The sequence below is a fragment of the Microcoleus sp. B5-D4 genome (assembly GCF_036705145.1).
Lineage (GTDB): Bacteria > Cyanobacteriota > Cyanobacteriia > Cyanobacteriales > Microcoleaceae > Microcoleus.
Genome location: NZ_JAUBTV010000029.1, coordinates 1 through 21435, shown reverse-complemented (window position 1 = coordinate 21435; position 21435 = coordinate 1). Strand labels below are relative to the sequence as shown.

20 protein-coding genes and 29 tRNA genes are annotated in these 21435 nt (G+C 45.6%); 42 read left to right on the top strand and 7 right to left on the bottom strand.

Translation table 11 applies throughout. The features are described from left to right. Positions 1–56: 56 nt before the first annotated feature. On the top strand, positions 57–3668 hold the full coding sequence (locus QUB10_RS15735) for an OmpA family protein (RefSeq protein WP_333203446.1): 3612 nt from the start codon (positions 57–59) through the stop codon (positions 3666–3668). Positions 3669–3946: 278 nt separating this feature from the next. Here the strand turns inward: QUB10_RS15735 and QUB10_RS15730 are convergent, their stop codons facing one another. Next, the gene (locus tag QUB10_RS15730) at positions 3947–4747 is read right to left on the bottom strand and encodes a biotin--[acetyl-CoA-carboxylase] ligase (protein ID WP_333203444.1); all 801 of its coding nucleotides are present in this window, start codon (positions 4745–4747) and stop codon (positions 3947–3949) included. Positions 4748–5266: 519 nt separating this feature from the next. On the opposite strand from QUB10_RS15730, the gene QUB10_RS15725 reads away from it, so the two are divergent. The 19 genes from QUB10_RS15725 (at position 5267) to QUB10_RS15635 (ending at position 7431) form a co-directional block, all read left to right on the top strand. Next, positions 5267–5340, top strand: a tRNA-Asp gene (locus tag QUB10_RS15725). Between the two features lie 323 nt (positions 5341–5663). Further along, positions 5664–5737: transfer RNA gene (locus QUB10_RS15720), tRNA-Cys, on the top strand. A gap of 102 nt (positions 5738–5839) precedes the next feature. Next, a tRNA-Met gene (locus QUB10_RS15715) sits at positions 5840–5914 on the top strand. A gap of 3 nt (positions 5915–5917) precedes the next feature. After that, positions 5918–5992, top strand: a tRNA-Trp gene (locus tag QUB10_RS15710). A 6-nt stretch (positions 5993–5998) separates the two neighbouring features. Continuing rightward, positions 5999–6072, top strand: a tRNA-Glu gene (locus tag QUB10_RS15705). Between the two features lie 5 nt (positions 6073–6077). Next, positions 6078–6152, top strand: a tRNA-Lys gene (locus QUB10_RS15700). A 13-nt stretch (positions 6153–6165) separates the two neighbouring features. Then, positions 6166–6247 (top strand) — tRNA-Tyr (locus QUB10_RS15695). 34 nt (positions 6248–6281) lie between these two features. Further along, a tRNA-Tyr gene (locus tag QUB10_RS15690) sits at positions 6282–6355 on the top strand. A 4-nt stretch (positions 6356–6359) separates the two neighbouring features. Then, a tRNA-Ser gene (locus QUB10_RS15685) sits at positions 6360–6446 on the top strand. A gap of 4 nt (positions 6447–6450) precedes the next feature. Next, positions 6451–6523 (top strand) — tRNA-Phe (locus QUB10_RS15680). Between the two features lie 6 nt (positions 6524–6529). Next, positions 6530–6604: transfer RNA gene (locus tag QUB10_RS15675), tRNA-Asn, on the top strand. A 10-nt stretch (positions 6605–6614) separates the two neighbouring features. Then, positions 6615–6693 (top strand) — tRNA-Gln (locus QUB10_RS15670). 5 nt (positions 6694–6698) lie between these two features. Continuing rightward, positions 6699–6772 (top strand) — tRNA-Gln (locus QUB10_RS15665). Positions 6773–6801: 29 nt separating this feature from the next. After that, a tRNA-Leu gene (locus QUB10_RS15660) sits at positions 6802–6878 on the top strand. A gap of 23 nt (positions 6879–6901) precedes the next feature. Next, positions 6902–6982, top strand: a tRNA-Leu gene (locus QUB10_RS15655). 4 nt (positions 6983–6986) lie between these two features. Continuing rightward, a tRNA-Pro gene (locus tag QUB10_RS15650) sits at positions 6987–7059 on the top strand. 4 nt (positions 7060–7063) lie between these two features. Then, a tRNA-Leu gene (locus QUB10_RS15645) sits at positions 7064–7139 on the top strand. A gap of 51 nt (positions 7140–7190) precedes the next feature. After that, positions 7191–7264, top strand: a tRNA-Leu gene (locus QUB10_RS15640). A 95-nt stretch (positions 7265–7359) separates the two neighbouring features. Next, positions 7360–7431 (top strand) — tRNA-Thr (locus tag QUB10_RS15635). Positions 7432–7451: 20 nt separating this feature from the next. On the opposite strand, the gene QUB10_RS15630 is transcribed toward QUB10_RS15635, so the two are convergent. Continuing rightward, on the bottom strand, positions 7452–8057 hold the full coding sequence (locus QUB10_RS15630) for a macro domain-containing protein (RefSeq protein ID WP_333203443.1): 606 nt from the start codon (positions 8055–8057) through the stop codon (positions 7452–7454). Between the two features lie 102 nt (positions 8058–8159). Here QUB10_RS15630 and QUB10_RS15625 point away from each other — a divergent pair, with 102 nt between their 5' ends. The 10 genes from QUB10_RS15625 to QUB10_RS15580 all read left to right on the top strand — a co-directional run bounded on the left by QUB10_RS15625 (position 8160) and on the right by QUB10_RS15580 (position 9844). Continuing rightward, on the top strand, positions 8160–8603 hold the full coding sequence (locus tag QUB10_RS15625; protein ID WP_333101624.1) for a retroviral-like aspartic protease family protein: 444 nt from the start codon (positions 8160–8162) through the stop codon (positions 8601–8603). A gap of 44 nt (positions 8604–8647) precedes the next feature. Continuing rightward, positions 8648–8718, top strand: a tRNA-Gly gene (locus QUB10_RS15620). A 59-nt stretch (positions 8719–8777) separates the two neighbouring features. After that, positions 8778–8849: transfer RNA gene (locus QUB10_RS15615), tRNA-Gly, on the top strand. An 82-nt stretch (positions 8850–8931) separates the two neighbouring features. Next, positions 8932–9029: transfer RNA gene (locus QUB10_RS15610), tRNA-OTHER, on the top strand. A gap of 332 nt (positions 9030–9361) precedes the next feature. After that, positions 9362–9435, top strand: a tRNA-Arg gene (locus QUB10_RS15605). 6 nt (positions 9436–9441) lie between these two features. Next, positions 9442–9518, top strand: a tRNA-Ala gene (locus tag QUB10_RS15600). Positions 9519–9523: 5 nt separating this feature from the next. Continuing rightward, a tRNA-Ala gene (locus QUB10_RS15595) sits at positions 9524–9597 on the top strand. An 8-nt stretch (positions 9598–9605) separates the two neighbouring features. Further along, positions 9606–9678, top strand: a tRNA-Ala gene (locus QUB10_RS15590). 5 nt (positions 9679–9683) lie between these two features. Further along, positions 9684–9757 (top strand) — tRNA-His (locus QUB10_RS15585). Positions 9758–9761: 4 nt separating this feature from the next. Then, positions 9762–9844: transfer RNA gene (locus QUB10_RS15580), tRNA-Ser, on the top strand. A 544-nt stretch (positions 9845–10388) separates the two neighbouring features. Here QUB10_RS15580 and QUB10_RS15575 read toward each other — a convergent pair. Further along, positions 10389–10619 carry a hypothetical protein gene (locus tag QUB10_RS15575; protein WP_333033740.1) on the bottom strand — a complete coding sequence of 77 codons (231 nt, stop codon included), beginning with the start codon at positions 10617–10619 and terminating at the stop codon, positions 10389–10391. A gap of 77 nt (positions 10620–10696) precedes the next feature. Further along, positions 10697–10861: a ribbon-helix-helix domain-containing protein gene (locus QUB10_RS15570; RefSeq protein WP_333203442.1), complete on the bottom strand. Its 165-nt coding sequence runs from the start codon at positions 10859–10861 to the stop codon at positions 10697–10699. A 276-nt stretch (positions 10862–11137) separates the two neighbouring features. Between QUB10_RS15570 and QUB10_RS15565 the strand changes: the two genes are divergently transcribed. Further along, positions 11138–11211: transfer RNA gene (locus tag QUB10_RS15565), tRNA-Lys, on the top strand. Here QUB10_RS15565 and QUB10_RS15560 read toward each other — a convergent pair. Continuing rightward, on the bottom strand, positions 11193–11381 hold the full coding sequence (locus QUB10_RS15560; RefSeq protein WP_333203440.1) for a hypothetical protein: 189 nt from the start codon (positions 11379–11381) through the stop codon (positions 11193–11195). The two genes, QUB10_RS15565 and QUB10_RS15560, sit on opposite strands and share 19 nt — an antisense overlap. A 19-nt stretch (positions 11382–11400) precedes the next feature. Between QUB10_RS15560 and QUB10_RS15555 the strand changes: the two genes are divergently transcribed. The 6 genes from QUB10_RS15555 to QUB10_RS15530 all read left to right on the top strand — a co-directional run bounded on the left by QUB10_RS15555 (position 11401) and on the right by QUB10_RS15530 (position 16632). After that, on the top strand, positions 11401–12363 hold the full coding sequence (locus tag QUB10_RS15555) for a GNAT family N-acetyltransferase (RefSeq protein ID WP_333203438.1): 963 nt from the start codon (positions 11401–11403) through the stop codon (positions 12361–12363). A gap of 629 nt (positions 12364–12992) precedes the next feature. Then, entirely contained in the window at positions 12993–13193 is a 201-nt protein-coding gene (locus QUB10_RS15550; protein ID WP_333101629.1) for a hypothetical protein, read from the top strand. Positions 13194–13600: 407 nt separating this feature from the next. Then, positions 13601–14086 (top strand): hypothetical protein, encoded by a 486-nt coding sequence (locus tag QUB10_RS15545; RefSeq protein WP_333203436.1) that lies wholly within the window; start codon positions 13601–13603, stop codon positions 14084–14086. Between the two features lie 206 nt (positions 14087–14292). Then, positions 14293–15732, top strand: a complete 1440-nt coding sequence (locus QUB10_RS15540) for a hypothetical protein (RefSeq protein WP_333203434.1) — start codon at positions 14293–14295, stop codon at positions 15730–15732. Between the two features lie 73 nt (positions 15733–15805). Next, positions 15806–16249 carry a type II toxin-antitoxin system prevent-host-death family antitoxin gene (locus QUB10_RS15535; RefSeq protein ID WP_333203432.1) on the top strand — a complete coding sequence of 148 codons (444 nt, stop codon included), beginning with the start codon at positions 15806–15808 and terminating at the stop codon, positions 16247–16249. A gap of 5 nt (positions 16250–16254) precedes the next feature. After that, positions 16255–16632 carry a type II toxin-antitoxin system PemK/MazF family toxin gene (locus QUB10_RS15530; RefSeq protein WP_333203430.1) on the top strand — a complete coding sequence of 126 codons (378 nt, stop codon included), beginning with the start codon at positions 16255–16257 and terminating at the stop codon, positions 16630–16632. A gap of 34 nt (positions 16633–16666) precedes the next feature. Here QUB10_RS15530 and QUB10_RS15525 read toward each other — a convergent pair whose 3' ends face one another. Beyond that, on the bottom strand, positions 16667–16921 hold the full coding sequence (locus tag QUB10_RS15525; RefSeq protein ID WP_333203428.1) for a DUF433 domain-containing protein: 255 nt from the start codon (positions 16919–16921) through the stop codon (positions 16667–16669). Positions 16922–17387: 466 nt separating this feature from the next. Here QUB10_RS15525 and QUB10_RS15520 point away from each other — a divergent pair, with 466 nt between their 5' ends. Next, on the top strand, positions 17388–17729 hold the full coding sequence (locus QUB10_RS15520) for a hypothetical protein (protein ID WP_333203426.1): 342 nt from the start codon (positions 17388–17390) through the stop codon (positions 17727–17729). A gap of 143 nt (positions 17730–17872) precedes the next feature. On the opposite strand, the gene QUB10_RS15515 is transcribed toward QUB10_RS15520, so the two are convergent. Next, positions 17873–18265 carry a DUF4189 domain-containing protein gene (locus QUB10_RS15515; RefSeq protein WP_333154439.1) on the bottom strand — a complete coding sequence of 131 codons (393 nt, stop codon included), beginning with the start codon at positions 18263–18265 and terminating at the stop codon, positions 17873–17875. A 152-nt stretch (positions 18266–18417) separates the two neighbouring features. On the opposite strand from QUB10_RS15515, the gene QUB10_RS15510 reads away from it, so the two are divergent. The 4 genes from QUB10_RS15510 (at position 18418) to QUB10_RS15495 (ending at position 21266) form a co-directional block, all read left to right on the top strand. Then, the gene (locus QUB10_RS15510; RefSeq protein ID WP_333203424.1) at positions 18418–19245 is read left to right on the top strand and encodes a hypothetical protein; all 828 of its coding nucleotides are present in this window, start codon (positions 18418–18420) and stop codon (positions 19243–19245) included. 47 nt (positions 19246–19292) lie between these two features. Further along, on the top strand, positions 19293–19931 hold the full coding sequence (locus QUB10_RS15505; RefSeq protein ID WP_333203422.1) for a ThiF family adenylyltransferase: 639 nt from the start codon (positions 19293–19295) through the stop codon (positions 19929–19931). Between the two features lie 40 nt (positions 19932–19971). After that, complete coding sequence (locus QUB10_RS15500) at positions 19972–20418, top strand: peptidoglycan-binding domain-containing protein (protein ID WP_333203420.1); 447 nt, start codon at positions 19972–19974, stop codon at positions 20416–20418. A gap of 281 nt (positions 20419–20699) precedes the next feature. Continuing rightward, the gene (locus QUB10_RS15495) at positions 20700–21266 is read left to right on the top strand and encodes a DUF924 family protein (protein WP_333203418.1); all 567 of its coding nucleotides are present in this window, start codon (positions 20700–20702) and stop codon (positions 21264–21266) included. The last annotated feature ends 169 nt before the right edge of the window (positions 21267–21435 follow it).

Below are 21435 nucleotides of genomic sequence, written 5' to 3'. Positions count from 1 at the left end.
GCAAGCAAGCTGGTAATTTCCTTCGGTAGATTAAAATCAACTATTGGTAGCGCAGTATGGCAGCATCTAATGATAATTCAGGCAAAATATATCAGTCAGAAAAAGAGGTTTCTGATGCAACTCTGGCAAGTTCTAAAGCTGGAGAGCAACTTCAGGAATTGCTAACCATACTGACTGAATTTCAGTTATTAAAGAAATCCAAAAAAGAGCCAAGCGAGCTGAAATTACCGCTTTCGGAAAAGTCAGTTCAGCGATTAGAGGATGAGGAAAATCGGCGCAAACAATTGTCTTTCCTGATCGAATCACCGAGTATTGTACCGGAAGTATTAACTAACGATGAAGAGATCCCCTCTCAAAGACGAGAAAACAATAATGAGGAACCCGATTTATCTATAGCCGGGAATGTCGCCAAAAATAATCGCCCCTCGGAGGAAGAATTAGAACAAGCAGTAGAGCAGTTTAAACAGTTGCAACAACTGCTGTTTGAAAGGGATTTACCGGAATTTTATAGTAATGTTTTGAGCGTGGAACAAAGGTTAGAAAATTTTGAGAATCTGATGTCTCAACCAGAAGAATTGATGGTTTTACTGAAACCGTTAATTCCTGAGTTAGTGAGAGAAGAATTAGACGAATTGAAGTCTGAATTAAAAAAGGCGATCGACCTCGCGAGCAATAATAAAATTAATCGGATAGAGTTGGAGGCAAAATTAGCAGATTGGGAAAATCAAATTGCGAACTTGAACCAGCAGCCACTGCCGAATACAGAACACTTAATCCAACGGCTGATGCCGGTGGTGGGCGATCTGCTAAACCGTAAGGTAGAGGAGTCTAAGTTAGAGGTAGCTTCGGCGATCGCACCGAGAGTCAATCAAGTAATTCACAATCAAAACGGACTTGAAGAACAGGTAGTAAGAATTGAAGATAGAGTTGCAAATATTCAGCAGCGTTACCAGCAGCAACCGGAAGATTTAATCAAGCAGCTAGTACCAGTAGTTAGCGATTTGCTGAACCGCAAAATTAGTGAATTAAAGTTAGAGGTTGTAGAAGCTGTTGCCCCCTCAGTACAGGTAAGAATAGCTTGGGTAGAAATAGAAGAAAAAGTATTGAGCCTCATCGAGAGCCGACTGGCTACGCAACATTCGCCGACTCAAAAGCCAGAAGAGATAAGGGCGATGCTAATGCCGGCAATAACTGATTTGCTGAATCAGAAAATCGATGAATCAAAACTACAAGTAGCAGCGACGATCCAACCTTTGATAGAATCAGCAATTCTTCAAAGAGAAGTTCAAGGAAAATTGAGCGACGTAGAAAGTAGACTCAATAATCTTCAGCGACAGCAAAAAACGCAGCCGGAAGATATAATGGCAAGGTTAATGCCGTTAATGATTGAGTCGCTGAACCGGAAAATCGAGGAGACAAAGTTAGAGGTGAGAGAGGCGATCGCGCCTGGTGTCAATACGGCTATTCAAAACAGCGGTATTGCAGCACAAATATTAAATAATGAAACTAAGATTCTCGAAGTTCAGCAGCAAGTTTTAGCCGAGATAGAAGGGTTGATGGCAAGAATAATGCCAGTGATTGTAGAAATGCTGTCTCGAAACATCGGGGAAGCCCAGCTAGAGATAGAATCTGCGATCGCCCCCGCTGTCGATGCAATCATTCAGAATAAAAGGATCGATCAAAGACTCGCGAAGATCGAACAACAGATTGTGGCGATCGAACACCGGATTTATGAATCGACAGACTTGTTTACCGATTTACTGAAACCATTGATTGACGAGCTGATGGTTAGCCATCACGCCCAACTGCAAAAGTCTGTCATCGAATCTATTTTACCATTGTTAGATGAAGTTGTAAGTTATAATTACAGACTCAACGATAAAGTAGGGGAACTCGATCGCAAAATTACTGATGCGGAATGGGGAGGCGATCGGGAAGAATTAATCGCCCGAATTAAAATCATGTTTCCCGAAATGATGCTCCAAACAATTAATGAGTCGAGAAAATCATTTGTCGAAACCATAAGTCCGATAATTGATGAAATAATTAATACGAAAACCCGAGAAAATAGACAATCTATGGGAGTAGCCATATCGCCGGCTCTGACTGTGGGAATCAGCCACAGAATGAGTGAATCGCCCGATGAAATTGCAATGGCGATCGCGCCGGAAATGGCCGCCGCTATCAAACAGCAAATTCATCTCAAGCGAGAAGCAATGTCGGATGCACTTTATCCGATTATCGGTAGCACGATTTTGAAATACATCGCCGAGATGATGCGGGAAATTAATGAAAAACTCGAATCATCTTTAAGTCCAGAGAGAATTAGTCGCAAAATTAAATCCAAATTGCAGGGCATTTCTGAAGCAGAATTGCTGATGAAAGAAACAACACCACTGAGTGTTAAAGCTGTTTTTTTAATTCAAGCAAAATCGGGATTAGTAATTTCAGCAGTGCAGCACTCTGAACGCGAACAGCTAGAATCAGACATGGTAGCGGGGATGCTGACTGCTATTCGGGCTTTTGTCAACGATTGCATATCTCAGTCGGGAAATATTGCAGAAATTGATGCCATAGAATACGGCACATCTACCATCGTATTGGAAGTAGCGGGTTCGTGTTATCTAGCAGTAGTGATGCAAGGAGAAACCCGCCAGTGGTTTAAGTATAAAATGCGATCGATATTCAACAATATTGTTCTAGAATACGGAGCTCAAATTCAGTCATTTAACGGCGATCCAGCAACTGTGCCACCCGAAGTAAACTCGAAATTGCAAAAATTAATCGATACAGAGGTAAAAGTTAAATCTCCTAAACTACCCATTGTACCCATGATCGGTTTGGCAGCGTTAGGTTTAATTGGCGTACCTTGGGGAATTCATCAATACCGCAGCGGAGTTGCAGCGAGCTTAGAAGCAGATACGAATTTAGCATTACAATCTGCTCCCGATTTATCAGTTTATCGCCTCGTGGCAGATGTTAAAGATAAAGTATTGGAGATTTCGGGACGAGTGCCGAATCAAAATCTGCGATCGAAAGCGGAAAAAATCGCTCAGCAAGCGGCTCCACAATCAAGAATTGAAAATAAAATTATAGCCGTTGAAGTACCTCCCGATCCAGTTTTAGTAGAAGCCGATGTCAAGCGGACAGCAGCTCTTTTGAATAAAGTAGAAAGCATTGATATCTCAGCTCGCTATGCAGAGGGAAAAGTCGCCGTTGCAGGCAGCGTGAGCCAAGTGCCAGATGCTCAGAAAATAACTCAAGCTTTTGAGAAAATTCCGGGGGTGAAGTCTGTAACAAATACAGTGATAATAGGAACTCCACCGCCGCCAAAGATAATAATGCCAGTTCGCGTGTATTTCGGTGCAGGCTCGGCAAGTTTGGAGGCGAAAGATGTAGCACAAAAGCTGAGCAAAGTCAAGGAATATATGGATAAAAATCGCACGAAGAATTTAAGGGTAGTTGGCTACAGCGATTTTAAAAGCACTCCGGTAGAAACTCAAAAGTTGGCACTGGAAAGGGCGACAAATGTGAAAAATATTTTGGTTAGACAAGGGATAAATGGCAACAGAATAGAAGTTGCTTCTACTAAGGGTCGTCCCGAAGGTGTGGAGGCTAATCAACCGCTGTGGCTGAGCAGATTGGTAGTATTTGAGGTGATCAATTAAAATTGGGAATTGGGAATTGGGAATTGGGAATTGTTAATTGGGAATTGTTAATTGGGCATTTTCCCTAATGACTAATGACTAATGACTAATATCATGTCCGATCGATTAACCATAATATCCCGGTCGGGGCGGGTTTTTGAGATGGTCAATTATTGGCAGGTATTGTTGGTGAACCCGCCCCTACCTGATTGCGGGTAATCGACAGGATATGACTAATGACTAATGACTAATGACTAATGACTAATGACTACTGACTAATGACTACTGACTAATGACTCTTAAATTAATCGAACTCGCCCGCAGGTAAAGGCTTGTATTCGATCGCCCGCCAAGCATACTAACAAGCGGCCGCATCCATCTATGCCGGCGGCTTCTCCGCAGATGGTTTCCGAGGAAAGTTCGATCGCCACCGGGCAGCCAATCAACGCATCGCGGCGGCGCAATTCCGGCAAAAGTAGCGCTAAACCGGACTTGGAGGCTGGCTTGTCTGTGGTAGAAAACATATCGGCTAGTTCGAGTAAATAGTGCCGCAGTCGATCGACCAAACACAGTTCATCCGGTACTGTACTAGCAATAGAATGCAAGCTTATCGCATTGCCGATCGCACTTTCATCCAATCCCGCAGCCGCGAAATCTACGCAGCGGTTGAGTCCAATTCCCACAACGGCGCGAGTTTTGCCCAAAGCATTGCCGGAAGTAGCTTCGCAGAGAATTCCGGCTAATTTGTGGCGATCGATCCAGACATCGTTTGGCCATTTCAGGCGCAGCATATCGCGACAGTCGGGAACCAAATCTTCGATCGCGTAAATCACAGCTAAACCCGCTGCTAAACTGATCCCCGGCAACAGAGTGGGGTTGAGGTTGTCGAGTACAAAACTAACAGTCAAGACACCGCTTGGGGCGTGCCAGGTGCGCCCGTGTTGGCCGCGCCCGCTGGTTTGTCGCCTAGTAAATACTGCATCTCCGTGGTGGAGTTGGGCCGCGCGGCCGATCGCCCAACTGTTGGTACTTGGACAGGTATCCAACGAGTGTAGCCAGTGAGGGAGGTTTGGGCGATCTGGTTCTGTGGTTGCGGACACGGGAGTTAAGGGCAATTCAGACAACGTTTGATTTGTAGTATTTGATATCTAAAAGCTGATTATCGCATTTTCCAGAAGTGCCACCTCGCGCGACGGCGAGAATTCAGAGACATTGGAGTGTAGTACAGTTTCAGCATCAGATTTACCTTAGCCACAACATCTGTTTAGCCACCAAATCTCTTGATTTATAAGGATTTTGGGGGATTCATAGGGTTGGTTGGAGCGATCGACACCCCATTGAAAAACCCAATTTAAAAAAAAGTTGTATTACCCCCTTGACAGTCTTGTATTACGCAATGTAGTATAAATGTATGGCGAAGGGGAAAGAGCTTCAAAGCCTTACCCCACGAGCAATATGAACCTTGAAAACAGAATAGGAAGTTAATCATGTCACATAATTGTGGACATCGGCGGTGTAGACTCCGGCAACAATAGCCCGATCGGGTTGTAGTACGCGGAATCAACCGCCACCCCGTCCCAACTTGAGTAATTCAAGGACAGAATATTGTTCATTTTCGCGGGGGTATAGCTCAATCGGTCAGAGCAGTCGCCTGTCGAGCGAAAGGTTGCGAGTTCAAGTCTCGTTACTCCCGTCAGTCGATTTTAGATTTTAGATTTTAGATTTTAGATTTACTCCACAGGAGAAGAATCTGGGAACTGGAACTAGGGTCTAAAATCCACACCTCCTGTCGGAAAGCAAGTATCCGTTTTGTCGATTTTAGATTTTAGATTTTAGATTTTAGATTTACTCTACAGGAGAAGAATCTGGGAATTGGAACTAGGGTCTAAAATCCACACATCCTGTGGGAAAGCAAGTATCCGTTTTTCGGCGGGGGTCAAAGTCCCGTAGGCAAAAGTCAAGCCGTCTCCCCCTCTGGCGTGAAGATTGCGAGTGCAAACCTCGTCGGGACTCCCAGGTTAGGTGGCCGAGTGGTTGAAGGCGTCGGTCTGCAAAACCGAATTGCGCGGGTTCAAATCCCGCCCTAACCTCTGTTCCCAATCAGAAATTAAAAATTAGAAATTAAAAGATTAAACTAACAGTCTTTTGATTGAATTTTTGAACTTTGAAAAGGAACGAAGCGAAAGTGACATTGCAGCGTAGCTTAATCGTAAAGCGCCAAGTTCATACCTTGGTCAATGCGGGTGCAAATCCCGCCGCTGCCACCAAAAGCAGGGATGGTGTAACTGGCAACACTCTGGTCTCCAAAACCAGCATTCTGAGTTCAAATCTCAGTTCCTGTGCCAATTTATAGTGCTGTAGGCAAATGGTTTAAGCCGCTTGGTTTTCACCCAAGTGATTGCGGGTTCAACTCCCGTCAGCACTTCTCGTGGGTCGTTGGCAGAATGGTTTTGCAGCCGCCTTTTAAGCGGATGGATCGAGGTTCAATTCCTCGACGACCTACCAAAATTTCTATCTTGGGTCGGCCCTCCTATTGGCGTGGGTAGCTGTCTGTAAAACAGTAGCTTAAAGCGTTGCTGGTTCAATTCCAGCCCGACCCATTTGTAACTGTATTTAATATGCAGTTGCAATCTTGAGAACGTGGTGTAGCCGGATAACATCTCAGTTAATAAAACTGAAGATTGAGGGTTCAAATCCCTCCGTTCTCGGTGTGGAGAGGTGGCCGAGTGGCTTAAGGCGCTTTCCTGCTAAGAAAGAGCGGTTTAACAGCCGTCGAGGGTTCAAATCCCTCCTTCTCCGTTTTCCCCCGATAGCTCAGTTGGTAGAGCGCTTGTCTGAAGAACAAGAGGGCGTCAGTTCGATACTGACTTGGGGGATTGCGTTGCCTTATAGCTCAATGGTAGAGCAAGCGGTTGTTAACCGCTAGGTTGTAGGTTCGAGTCCTACTGGGGCAGCCATTTTTTAAATTGCCGGGTAGACAAATTGGTAAAGTCGCCTATCTCTGAAATAGGAGTTTCTGTAGGTTCAAAGCCTACCCCGGCACCCAATTATTGGGAAGTCGCCTAATCGGTATGGCACCGCTCTTTGAAAGCGGAAAAATGCAGGTTCGATCCCTGCCTTCCCAGTTCTGCTATTACCAAAGCAGAGCAATTACACTCCTGTAGCCCAATTGGCAGAGGCCGCAATTTCAAAAATTGTGTTGTGTGAGTTCAAATCTTACCAGGAGTACCAAATTTTCCACTACGTTTCTACTTGCTCCTGTGGCGGAATTGGCAGACGCGGCAGACTTAAAATCTGTTTGATTTTGATTGTGAGTTCGAGTCTCACCCGGAGCATGAACGGGATGTAATTCAGCGGCCAGAAGCCATGCTTTGGGAGCATGGAGTCGTTGGTTCAAATCCAACCATCCCGACTTTACCCCTGTGGTGTAATTGGAAAACATCACTCGCTCAAAACGAGTGTTTTTTGCAGGTTCGAGGCCTGTCAGGGGTATGAGGTTTTATTCAATCTCAAATCTCAAACCTCAAATCTCAAATCGGTTTTGCCCCTGTAGCCCAATCGGTAGAGGCGCTAGATTTAGGATCTAGTTAGTGCTGGTTCGATGCCAGTCAGGGGTATTTGGTGACATCGCGGGTGAAGTAGCCTGGGTAGGCTTGGAGGTCTCATAAGCCTCTTAATAGCAGGTTCAACTCCTGCCCCCGCCACCAAAAATGCAGGTGTGATGTAATTGGCAACATGAGGCTCTTGTAAAGCTTTCTTGCAGGTTCAACTCCTGTCACCTGCTTGGGAAAATACGATCGCTCTTTAAGCAGGATTGCGATCGCCCCCTTCCCAAATTTGCAGTTGTCTTTCTGCTGCAACAAAACAGTTGACATACGGCGTGGGATACACAAAATAATCGTAAGCCAGAGCCATTTGCCGCGCGGCTTCACGATAAGGAACTCTGCCTATACCCGTTCCTAAACCCGGACAAACGACACTCTCAATTTTACGTTTTGCGTGTCGATTGTAGCGCCGAATTGTTAATAGCATAGCCCACATTGCCACATACGGAACGTCTGTTCCTACGACAGACATCGGTACGCGCATGGTGGGAGTATGAGCGATAAAAGGATGTTTGGGATGGTGAGTTTCGATGATAAATGACGTGCCAACTGGTTGTTCGCCTAGATAGTCTTCCAAGATATGATCCTGAACCCTAACCATTAGAGAATGACCGAAAAAATCAACAATGGCTGCATCGATACCGCCATCCATCATGCCAAATGAATTGGCGGGACTAACCAAACAGTCATACTCGGTTAAATCCTCGAAACGTTTGTTGGTAATTTCGACATTGGGTAGGTAGAAAAAATGCTCTTGGAATGCGGCGAATAGTTGGGAATTGGGTGCTGTAAGTATAAGTTTCATGTGTTTTATCTCCGCTCCTAGTTTAGCAAATTACTAATGGCGATCGCACTCATTTTTCCAAAAACTTGTCATAATTGAGGTTGAGTAGTTCAAGGTTAAACTATGCTAGCAACTGACAACACCTCAATGGGAAAAATTATTACCACACTCACCGTGACTAACCGCGCCGATCAAAATGTCGCAGCCAGAGGATTTATGCCTTCCGACCAAATCCGTTCAGTCACTCTAAATAATGTGCTAGTTGATACAGGTGCAACAACATTGTGTTTGCCTGCAAGTATCATTGCACAACTCGGTTTAGAATTGCTCAAAGAAGTGGATGTAGAGACTGCTAATGGCATTGGTAAAGCCAGAATTTTTCAGGATGCTAAAATTTCTTTAGTAGGACGCGAAGGCACGTTTGAGTGTTTGGAATTGCCCGGAGGTATGAATCCTTTATTAGGCGTGATTCCTCTAGAAGCCCTGGGAATTGAATTAGATTTAAAAAATCAGCGATTAGTAACTTTACCCATCAGTCCAACGCAAACTTACTTGACAATTTTGTAAAGGCTGTATGTTGAGGTTAAAGAGATACAATCGCTAAACTAATTGCGGATATGGTGTAACGGTAGCATTCGAGTCTTCCAAACTCTAGGCACGAGTTCGAGCCTCGTTATCCGCTTGGCTAAACGAGAGGTTTTTTCAATCCAAAATCTCAAATTTCCCATCTAAAATCGGTTTGCGGATGTCATGTAGCGGCTAGCATCTGAGTATGCCATTCTCAGCGCATGGGTTCGAGTCCCATCATCCGCTTTTGTAGTCCTGAGCTTCGAGGGTAGAGCGTTTGCCTTACAAGCAGACGCGGGGTAATCTCCTGTCAGGACTACCAATTTATGGGAGTGTAGCTCAATGGATAGAGCGCCGCGCTATGCGCTACCGCGCACGCTTCGCTAACGGACGCGGATGTTGTGGGTTCGAGTCCTACCACTCTCGTTGTTTTTGCTTTAATTTAAGGAGGTTGATTCCATTGAATGGATAATTTTTTATAGTAAGAGCGATCGCCCTTTGCGTGTCCCTATCTTTGGAGCCTACATACTTTAGTACGAGAGGAAAGGTAACGCTGTCAAAATCAGCGGGCGTTTGAGAACGAGGAGTGCATTGAACCCGGCAGGTTGGCTTGAAAGTAGCCATCCTTTAAAGAGTGTGTAATAACTCATCGGCGGAGTCCCTCTAGTAACTGAGAAAACGCAATGCTCTGATAACTTGCACGGAAAGTACGCGCGGCGCAGCTATCCCGTAGGGAATCGCGCATTAACAAAAAACATGGGAGCGTAACTCAACAGGATAGAGTGTCGAGCTTCTACCTCGAATGTTGTGGGTTCAAGTCCTACCGCTCCTGTTGAATGGGTTCGTAGCTTAATTGGTAAAGCATCTAACTGGCTGTTAGAAAGATATCGGTTCAAATCCGATCGCAATCCACCAAATTTGGGTTTGTAGCTTAATTGGTAAAGCACCTAGTTCGCTGCTAGGAAAATGTCGGTTCGAGTCCGACCACGATCCAGCAAAAACGGGGTCATAGCTCAATTGGTAGAGCGCTTGCCTTGCACGCAAGAGGTTAGGAGTTCAATTCTCCTTGATTCCACTGCGGTGTCTGAAGCCAAAGTGGTAGCGGCGCTGGTTTGTGGAACCAGTAATAGCGGGTTCAATTCCCGTCAGATACCCCTCGGAAGATGCCGCTAAATGGTTGGCAACCAGTCTTGAAAACTGGGGTACAGGTAACTGTAAGGGTTCGATTCCTTCATCTTCCTTTTGACCACCGGGAGCCAGAAAGTACGGCACTGTGCTGATAACGCAGAGATAGGAGGGGCCGTACCTCTCCGGTGGATTGCTTAAGATTTTATATATAAATAATGGAGGATAATGGTTGATTTTTTCACGAGCTTTGCTCTCATATACTGAGCAAAATTATGGGGAGGTCGCCTAAGTGGAATGGCACCGTAAAAACTTTGGAAAAGCGGCTCCCAAAAGGACGATCGGGTTTGTTGAGTAGGGTAAAAAGTTGCTTCGCGACGTTCCCTGGAAACGCAAACTGGCAGCGGGTTGCGGAGGCACTGAAAGGAATTAACAGTCCGAGATGGGGGCAGTTCCCGTCTGCTGGCGGGCAGTAAGGAAGCGCGTTTCCTGAAAGTTGCTGTCGATTGATGCGGGTTCGAGTCCCGTCCTCTCCATTCAAGGTTCAAGTCCAAATCGAAGAGTTTCAACCCGTGCCCTAACAGTTAAAGCATACATACTCGGCTGTTAACCGACTAAAACCAATGCTTTACGCACTTGCACGGGTTGAACCTCAGAACCTCAGTTGTTCTTGAGGTCTAAATCGCGATCGTAGCTGCCGATTGGCCGCAGTCTGGTCATCAACTGCTTCAGCAAGAAGCCATTGCTGTTCCAAGCGGTATAAGGAGTAGCCCCTTGTCCTTTCAGGCACAAGGTTTGTCGGGCTTTGTTGTGGCAGATATTTGCCAGCAGGCTGACGACTGACACTAAGCCGAGTTCATCGACAAGGGCTTCGAGTTCATCTTGAGTCACAAGCACACCTCCAGGGTTGACTATTCCTGGATTGTACCATATAGTACCTTTCAAGGGTACTTAAAGTATACTAATGGTTACTTAGTTTCAGTTTCCTCCACGAGGTTGTATTCCTTGATAGCCGCCATGACTAGCAGAGTGGACATAGGAACTCCTGTCTGCTGGGAGATGTTTCTCAGTTTTTCGTGCAAACGCTTGGGAACTGTGACTTTGATCACAGCAGTCTCTTCTTTGTCAGCCATTTCAAGCAGTCATGTTTAGTTGACATCAGCTTATCCTCTTTCCGAGTACCGATCGCGCTTTGCTCCGATCGTCTGTAGGGATGCGGGCGCAGCGCGATAAAATGGCTGCTGCTGCGAAACTGTCCGCTAACAAATAAAAAGGTCGATCGCAAATCTCTAACCAAGGGAGCGATTGGATATATTAGTTACACTCTGAAGCACGCAGTAACCACACAACTTAATAAAAAAGGTGAAATATGCGAAAATTAAAATAGTATGTTATACTATTCTAGATGCGGGAGTATAGCTCAGTTGGTTAGAGCAGGTGACTCTTAATCTCAAGGTCGAAGGTTCAAGTCCTTCTACTCCCATCCCAAATCCTGAACCTGAATTTATCCAAACTCACGAGTGCAGTCAACTGCTGTAGCGGTTCGATGCGCCGGGGTGTTTGCCTTGTCGGATTTTTAATGCCGATCGAGCATTGGGGCGAGTCGATCGATAAAAGTGCGATCGCCCAAGCTATTTTTAAACTGAATAACAACAGGGAATGGTGATTAGCTATGATGGCAAATCTCTCGGCGCGCTGCTATGCGGGCGATCGCGATTTAGATGCGATCGCCCATTTAATCAATACTTGCGAAAAAGTCGATCGGCTCGATGAAGGTACTTCCATCTCGGAATTGCAACAAGAATTTAACGCACCGTCCCTAGACAAAGCCCGCGATATCCGCCTTTGGGAAGATGCGGAGGGAAAATTAATCGGTTTCGCTCGGTTGTGGATTTCTGAACCAGGGGAAGTAATTGACGGTTGGCTGTGGTTTCGCGTTCACCCCTACGCGCGCGGAGGCGATGTCGAAGCAGCCGCGATCGCCTGGGGTGAAGTGCGGATGCGCGAGGTGTCTGCGATGCGGGGCGGGCGCGTGAAGCTGCGAACCTACGCTCGCGCTGAGGATTGCGATCGCATTTCTGTGCTGACAAGTTGCGGTTTTAAGGTCGATCGCTATTTTTGCCGAATGGCGCGATCGCTCTCTGAACCGATCCCAGAACCGCACTTCCCCGAAGGTTTCGCCCTGCGTCAATTCCCCGGCGAACAGGATGCGGCAGCTTGGGTAGAAATGTTCAACCAGTCGTTTATAGATCACTGGAATCATCACGATTTAACGGTGGATAAATTTAAGCACGAGTTAGCTAAACCCGATTACAGAAATGATTTAGACTTGATTGCTGTTGCTGATGACGGCACATTTGTCGCTTTTTGTTACTGCAAGATTAGTGTGGAAGAGTGCGATCGTACCGGGCGCAATGAAGGCTGGATTGCTTGTCTCGGCACTAGGCGTGGCTTCCGCAAAATGGGATTGGGACGAGCAATGTTGCTCGCTGGTTTGCATCGACTGAAAGCTGCCGGTGTGGCTACTGCTATTATCGGCGTCGATGCTGAAAATTCATCAGGTGCATTGCGTCTTTACGAGTCTGCTGGCTTCCACAATATTCGCGACAGCATTTCTTATGTTAAGGATGTTTGATTGATGTTACAGCGGGCGATCGCACTCCCACCCAAGAAACCGGGTTTTTTACCGGATCTACGGGTACCAACGAAATATTTTCGTGAAAAAACCCGGTTTCTCGCCACTCGTGTAAGTTTTATCTAAAAAACTTTCCCGACCCCCTTGACAACTGTGTATTACGTCTGTAGTATATAAATATGGAAAGCGCAGGACAAGCAAAAACCTGTATTTTTCGTGCAAATTCTGAACCTTGACAACTGAATATTGCTCAAAATTTCAATGAAGATCAATTTAAAAGTCTTGCAATAGAGACTCGATTGTCATGTTGTTACTTTATACGAGACTGTTCGGTTACAAATTGACTCGAACCGAGTCAGATGTTGTACGAAATCAGTCTAATTTCAACGAATTTCATGCGGATTCAGAACAGACAAGTTCAGCCAGATTTCAATCAACCAAAAAGGCTGAGGAAATCCGCAAAATTAAACAAGCTTATCATTTAGAACGGCGCTTCTTTCAGTAAAGATTATCAGATTTCGTGAATCTTTACCGATACTGGCAATTTGCCCGCGTCTCACAAAAAGCCAAATTCGAGAGCAGATAAGCTACTAATCCAAAATCCAAAATTGCTCTAGGAGGTATCGGTAATGGTTCACATTCGTTTTGAAGGACGTTCCTACGATCTGGCCGAAGACCAACTGGGTATCGCGGCAGGAATGAGCGACAAGGCTATTAAGGAACGTCTGGCAAATCATTTTGATGTCAAAGGATCTCGCTTCGAGTCTTACGTTCTGGATCGCCGTCCCAGCGGCGATTTAATTGTTCGCCCAGAAGCCGTTTACGGCTAGAAATTCACTTAAAGCACGTATTAGGCAGCGCACCCTAAAAAAAGAAGCTTACAAACTGGATACGTTCGACTTAAAATCGAATTGTAGGTTCAATTCCTACTTGCCGCGAGGCTAAAGCTTCTCTGACTTGTGCGCTGCCTTTTATAGCTGAATTTTTTATATCTATCCGGCGCTTAAAAGTTCCACTTCGCGCCCCAACAAAGGAAGCCTACATACTAGCTCTTGATTGGGCATTTCTCTGAAAATAGAAGTCGTAGGTGCTACTCCTGCGTATGAACAACGGCTTTCTTAACTTGCGCGAAGTGACTTTTAATGCGATAAGATTCGGTTGTTAATTCAGGATAATAATTAAATAATCCTGTTTGTATTGAAGAGTTCCGTCCTCAAGAATAAATTGGGTATTAGCCATGAGAAAAAGACTGGCCATTTACCGCTCGCCCAAGGAGATAGACAGTCTGATTCATGCCTTCCAAGAATGCAACCTGTCGCGAAGTCAATGGACGCACGAAGCACATTTAACCGTTGCCCTGTGGTATCTGTGTTATGACTCGGAGCAAGAAGCGATAAATGCGATTCGCAATGGGATTAAACTTTACAACTCGGTTCAAGGAATTGAAATCACACAAAACAGCGGGTATCACGAAACGCTAACGCTGTTTTGGGTGCGAACTATTCGTCGGTATCTCGCCGATGAAAGTCAAAATCGGTCGATCGTACATTTGGCTAACGGTTTGATTGCAAAATATGCCGATTCCCTACGGGATAGCTCCGCTTCACACACTTTACCATTTCGCTACTACACGCGCGATCGCCTGATGTCTTGGGAAGCTCGAATTAACTGGGTTGAACCAGATTTGAGAGCGATAGAATTAGAAACAGCTTCCCTCAAATAATTTTCACTAGCAGTTATTGCCGCGCCCCAATCGCGAGAGCTTACATACAGACCCTATTAGGTTTAGCCATAGGTTTACTAAAAAAAGCTCCCCAAACTTGCGCGGTGATTTTTAAATTTCACTCGCTAGCGTGCAACAACTGCCAACCACCGATTTTGAATACTTCTCAAATCCAAAATCCAAAATCGAATAGGAAGGTAACACCAATGAATATGAATACAGCAGAGCGCGATTTACGTTTGGAAATGCTCAACAGCCTGCTCACAACTCCTCACCGCCAATTAGAAAAAGTAGCAGAAATTCACAAGTTAATTATCGAATTAGACCCAATATTTTACGGTCATTTAGCAGTGTGGTATCAACGTCACGGCGACGTGCGCGATCACAAGGAAGTTTTTGCCGGAAATTTGCTGACTTCGGCGCTGACGGAACACCGAGATGCCGGTTTTATGATGCTGCAAGAGTTCCCTCCCTACGAGGTTTCGCGGATTGTGGACTTTATGAAGCAGCACCAGAATAAGGTTCCCCGCAGCGCGCGCACTGCTGTCACTCGCTATCTGAAATCGCGGGAAAAGAATCCGCAGTTTTTCGATCGCGCCGCCATCCGCAACCGCAAAGCGATGAAGCATTTGTACGCAACGCTGCACGTCAAGCCGAGCGATCGCGCTAATGCTATTCTGTTTAAAGACAATCCGCCGGAAGACTCTCTGGCATTCGTTTTGAAGCAGTTGGCAAAAGCCGCGACACCTGCGGAACAGGCGAATTTGATTGTGGAGTACAAGATTCCGTATACGATCGCAGTTGGTGCGATCAAACAGCTAACGCCAACGGTTTTGGCTGCGCTGATTAACTCGATGTCGCCGCAGGAAGTTATCAACAATTTGAAATCGATTCAGTCGCGCGGGGCGATGGAACACGCCGAAGTCAAGCAGTTGATTGACTCGAAGTTGGATGAAGCGGCAAAGTGCGATCGGGTTTCTGCTTACAAAGCGAGTGTTGCGGGCGCGGGCGCAAACTTCGACGCAGCAACGGCGGTGAAGCTGGAAGCGGTGACAAACGAACAGGTGAAGAAGCGCGGCAAGATTGCGAAAGCAACTGGTTTGTTGATTGACAAGTCGGGAAGTATGGAAAGTGCGATCGAAGTTGGGAAGCGTCTGGCTGCTTTGATTTCCGGCATTTCCGAGGCTGCACTGTTCGTTTATGCCTTTGACACGATGCCGTATCCAGTGCAAGCAAATGGCAGCGAATTGACAGACTGGGAACGCGCTTTCAAGCACATTCGCGGTGGCGGCGGCACAAGTTGCGGTTGCGCGGTGGAAGCAATGCGGATTAAAAAGCAGGTTGTCGAGCAATTCATTATGGTAACAGATGAAGGCGAAAACGCTGCACCTTATTTTGCAGATGCTTATCAGAATTACTGCCGCAGTTTGGGGGTAAATCCTGATGTTGTGATTGTGCGAGTTGGCGCTTGGTGCGAATATGTCCAGAAGCAATTGAAGGACAAACAAGTATCGGTAGAAACCTTTACGTTTGCGGGAGATTACTACTCCTTGCCGAATTTAGTGCCGATGTTGAGCCGTCCTTCGCGGCTGGAATTGTTGATGGAAATTCTGGATACGTCGCTGCCTGTGAGGGATGATAAGTGATATAATCGAGTATAGCTCGTCAGTTAAGCTGGCGGGCAATGCTCGCAAATTTAGTGGGAGTTAAAATTATTGTATGTCAAATGAGATTACATACACTGATGCTGAAGCAAATTTAGAAAATCTCTGCGATCGGGCTGTTGAAACTGGGGAAGTAATAGTTATTACTAGACCTAACGGCAAAAATGCGATTTTGATTTCTAAGGCCGAATTAGAAAGTTTGCTAGAAACTCTTTATTTGCTGCGAGCGCCCGTTAATGCAACTCGTTTGCTGACTGCATTAAAGAGAGCTAAAGCAAGAGTTGTTCAACCTCAGACACTTGATGAAATTTGCCAAAAATTTGGGCTTGATGAAGAGGATGATACTGAAAATCAGGTAGCGATCGCTAGTGACTGCTTGCAAACCGCTCGCGATCGACAACTGCTAGACAGTATCAATGATGCTTATGCAGATGGACTAGATCCGTCAGAGCAAGCTATGCTAGAGGGAATGCGTCAGCATCAGCGACAATTCACATAAACATAATGGTAATTTGTCAGGGGGATATCTACTGGATAGATTTGGGACAACCGATAGGTTCGGAACCTGGCTATATTCGTCCTTATGTCGTGATTCAAAACGATGTCCTGAACATTTCTCAAATCAGAACTGTTATTGTTTGTGCATTGACTACTAATCTCAGACGAGCTAGGGCGATAGGTAATGTATTGCTTGAAGCAGGAGAAGCAGATCTAGCAGAACAAAGCGTAGTGAATGTGTCTCAAGTTTTTACAGTAGATAAGGCTTTGTTGACAGATAAAATTGGCAAACTCTCTCTAAAACGAGTCCGACAGATTCTCGCAGGATTAGCACTTGTGACTAAACCAAGAGAAATTGATTCAAGTGAGCAAGAAGAAAATTGAAGTTTTAATTTTGCCAGTTTTTCCCGATTTTCAATTATTCTCTAGTTTGAGCGATAATTGCTTGTAATTCTGGATTAGCGATGGATGACACTAACTGGGAATCCGCACCAGCCAAAGCAGCGCGCAACTCTTCCGCAGTGAGTGCAGGATATTTCTCTAAAACCTGCTGTTGAGTCCATCCCGCAGCAAAGAGTCCCAGCAAAAATTCTACAGATAATCGAGTTTCTGGCGGCGCTGGTTGACTTGTTAAAGTTTTCGGCTTTGGATGAAGGAGGTTTCGCCAGTCCATTGTTTTACTTAAACGATTTGGGAAGATTCCGCCGATTATACTGCATTTGGGCACAGTGGAAACACGGGCCTTGTTGACTGATTGTGTAACATGATACGGCAGGTAATACCATTTTAGATTTGAGATTTTAGATTGGGAATCACTGATGACAACCAGGGTTTGGGGTTTGGCGACTGTGGCATTTTTTTTTGAGCTGGTGTCATTTCCCGATTTGGCGATTAAATTGTTATTACGATCGCAGTACAGCACTTTCTTATAGACTAGAGTAATGGGGTAGCGAGGGGGCGAGATCCCTTTTTCCTTTTGTCCGTTTCAATACCCAACCGCGTTAGCGTTAGCTTTCGCGATCCGAAGGAAAGCCCGCCCCTACGGGGGCTACGCCAACGAAGAGGAGCGCACTAAATCTCAACCCACTGTCTAACGAACTGTGCAACCCACAATACAACTACTTTAACTTCTTAAAACTATGGGAAAAAAGTCGAAAGCCAAAAAATCCCAGGTCAAAAAATCCAGTTTGCTTTGCGCCAGACTCCAAGAAGCTCTCGATCGAGGCAGCAAAGTTTGGATTAAAACAAATAATAGCAGTTTCGGCGGCATCCCGATTAATTTGTTCGGGGAGTTTGCGGAACTTTTGGTGATAGTTCCCCCTAACGAACAGGCGGAAAATATCGATGCTTACGGACAAGTTACGTGGCTGATTCGACTCTCTGATATTATTGCACTCGCTTATCCTACTGAATACTGGTCTAAAGATAGATTAGAAAGTTTGCTGCCACCCGATGCAGTTACTTCCGAAGTAGGAGATTAACTGTAAGGTGCGCTCTGATAGCACCCTACTTTTAGCCGAATGGTAAGTGGAAGGTGCGCCGAAGAGCACTTTACACTTACCATTTTATAAGCTGTTTTACCAGCGAAAATATAAACAACTCCGACCGATCTTTATCAGTTTAATTATTCGTTGCAAGCTGAAAGCTTCACTTTACAACGGCCACCCTCTAGTTCGCTGCAAGCGGCGAGAGCTTGAGCTTCTGCTGCTGATTTGTCGTCACCCCAGCCCGCACCTGCTCCTCCTTCGCCTAATGCGATCGCTCCACAATTATCGGTATTATAGGTCAGCGCTTCGCAGTCGTCAGCACCTCCTGATTCTTCATTGCAGGCGGCTACTGCTGCGTTTAGTGCTCCTCTCTGTGAATCATGATTCCAACTAATACCAGTGGCGCCAGAAGTCGCAGAATAAGCAGTAGCTCCATAGGTGGTCTGAGCTTTAGCTACCTGGGCTGACCCCAAAATAGGAAGTGTCAGAGCTGTCACTACAACCAACTTAGAAAAAAGCTTTGGCAGCATATTTACTTGAGATATTTACAAGGTTAAAATTCTATCCTCGCTCAATATTATATTAGGATATTCCTTCGTGTCAAGAGTGTTTACAATTCTTTTTATTGGCTTAAATTAAAAGTGCGTTCTGTAAAACAAGTAAGATTAAGGAGGTCAATCCATTGGCAGATATTCGCAGAATTCTCAGCCAACTTGCGGCCGAAGAAGGGCAGCTACTCGATACCCAATTCCTGGCTCCCTGCGTGCGCGGGGGAAGCGTGCGGATAAGAGTTAGCTCAATGGTTTATACTTTTCAACCGCAGCCACGCAACTTTGAAGGATGGGCTATTTTTGCGCCAGTAAATGAGAAAATTGCTGCGGTAATTGAGGAGCCGAGTTTGCCGCAAGTGGCCGAGTATTTGCAACTCCTCCTCCCCGTTCGCTTGCACTTGGCTTACGTGCTGCAAGGGCAAACATGGCTGGCTTATCCTGTGAACGAATCTGATGCTAAACAGCGCACAGGTGTTGCGAAACCCGTACCAGTCCATTTAGTAACAGAAGGTTCGCAGTTTGAGCCGATTGTTGCGCGCTGGGACGGTCATTGTTTGTGGTTTGAAGAGATTGACAGGCGCGCCGATCCGCTGCCGTCTGAGGAATTGAAAGCAGCTTTAAAAAAGTTGATTTTGCCTCAAGAAGTTCGCTTTAAAGGGATGACGCCGGAAATGCGAACTGTTTACCAATTGGTGTCCCGAAATATTAAAGATTTCGATCCGAAAGTGCGGGAAGAAAAGCGCTTGCAGCGGGCGTTGAAAATGGGCGGCGGTGAATTGCGGGATTTTTTCGATCGCGAAAATTATTGGCTGGTTGAATGGACTAGCGGAACCGGAGAACATCACACTTCTGCGATCGCCAAAAATGACTTGACTGTTATGAGTGCTGGCATTTGTCTCAGCGGATTGGACAAAGACTTCGACTTGCAATCATTAGTTGGAGTAGTTGAAAATAGATAAAAAATAATGACTACAGACTACTGCCTACTGCCTACTGCCTACTGACCATGAGTATATTTTTTCACGAACAACTTTACAGAAGTGCCGCCGTGATGTCGCAGATCAAAAATTTCCCGGTAACGGTGTGCGGCGCGGGCGCTTTGGGTGCGAATATTACAGAAAGTCTGGCGCGATCGGGCTTTTGTCAGTTAAAAGTCATCGATCGCGATCGCATCGAGGAACGCAACCTTTCCACTCAACCCTATTATCGATCGGACATCGGCGCATTCAAAGCCAAAATTCTCGCCAACAACCTGTACCGCGCCTTGGGAGTCAGCATTGACGCGCACTCAAAAGAATTGACACCCGCAAATGCCGATCGGCTGCTTGCTGTCAGCGCCACAGTCATCGATACTTTTGATAACAGTGTCGGGCGGCAAGCAGTCAAGGATTACTGTGCGAGTGTCTCCCTTCCCTGCGTGCACGTCGGATTAGCTGCCGATTACTCGGAAATAATTTGGAACCAACACTATCGGGTTCCTTCAGCGGCGAATGATGACGTTTGCGATTACCCGCTGGCGAGAAACTTGGTAATGCTGACAGTTGCAGTTGCCTGCGAAGTAATTGTTACCTTTGCTGCTACCAAAGAGCAACAAAATTTAACTTGCACGATCGGAGATTTTGCAGTAAAGCCACTTATATTGTAGAATGTCGGTTGACTGTTGCCAGAAACCAGGTGAATCGAGATTGGATGCACCCATCCCAGAAACCCGGTTTCTCACTCTCAAACAATCGTCCAACTTGCAAAAAACGCTTGAGAAAATTAACAGGGAAAGTATGGCGGGAACACAGACTTTTTATTATTTACTAGCAATTCTCGGTCTATTAGTTCTGACGGGCACAAGTAGAGCCAACTATGCAGCGAGCTCCGCAGTTTGCCACACAGATGATTGCCATCAACCAGTAGTGAGACACCATAAAAGGATTTTAAAATGTGGCTCGAAAGGGGCAGATGTGAAGAAACTGCAAAAGTTGTTGAACGCGCGGGGCTTGTCCGCACACCCGATCGTAATTGATGGCGTTTTCGGCCCGACAACCGAAAATGCAGTGAAAAGATTTCAGCGACAAGCGGATATTCCTGTAGACGGAGTTGTGGGAGGCAAAACTTGGGACAGACTGTTTGCTAGTTTGTAACTTTAAGCACCGGACAACAAAGGTTTCTAAGTCAGTCGATTTTAGATTTTAGATTTTAGATTTTAGATTTACTCGATAACAGATGAATCTGGAAGCTTAAACTCTGTAATCTAATTTTTTTTCTCGATCCTCGATAGCCTCGGAAAGCAAGTAACTGTGTTTGGGTGAAGTCATCTTTGGTAATAATTAATCCCTGGATTTGTAGTTGGACAGATAGCGCATTTTGTGCAACTACAGACACAGAAGCTTTAATTAATAATCAATCGCCTACTAGATTGCTAATGAATGAAGTTTTAGATTTTTGGTTTGGTCGATCGCACTCTCCTGAGTTTGGCAAAGTCCACAAGAAATGGTTTGAAAAAGATGCGGATTTTGATGCCCAAGTGCGCTCGCGATTTCTGCAACAATACGAACTAGCTGCCTCCGGTAAACTCGACTCATGGCACGATTCCCCCGAAAATTGCCTCGCATTAATTATACTGCTCGATCAATTTCCGCGTAATATGTTTCGCGGAACGCCTCAAGCATTCGCCACAGACAACAAAGCTTTAGCCACCGCCGAATACGCTGTTAATCATAACTTCGATCGCGAATTGCTGACTGTACAAAAATTGTTTATTTATCTGCCTTTTGAACACAGCGAAAACTTAGAAAACCAGCAAAAATCAGTCGAACTATTTAGCCAACTCAGCGGCGAACCTGACAGCGATTCACTCATTGAATACGCGATGAAGCATTTAGAAATAATCGAGCGTTTTGGGAGATTTCCCCACCGCAATCAAATTCTCGGACGCGAAACAACCCCCGAAGAAGCCGAGTTTCTGAGACAACCCGGTTCGGGATTTTAAAGCGCGATCGCAAAACCTCGATCGTTCTGATATATTCGAGACTTGTAGAGGCGGTTTTAGCGCGCAATCAGAACCAACAGCCATCTCTTTACAACCCACATTCCGCACCCCCAACTGGCACATACGCGGATTGAGGGGGTAAAAGTGAATCATCCGAGACAAAGCGTGA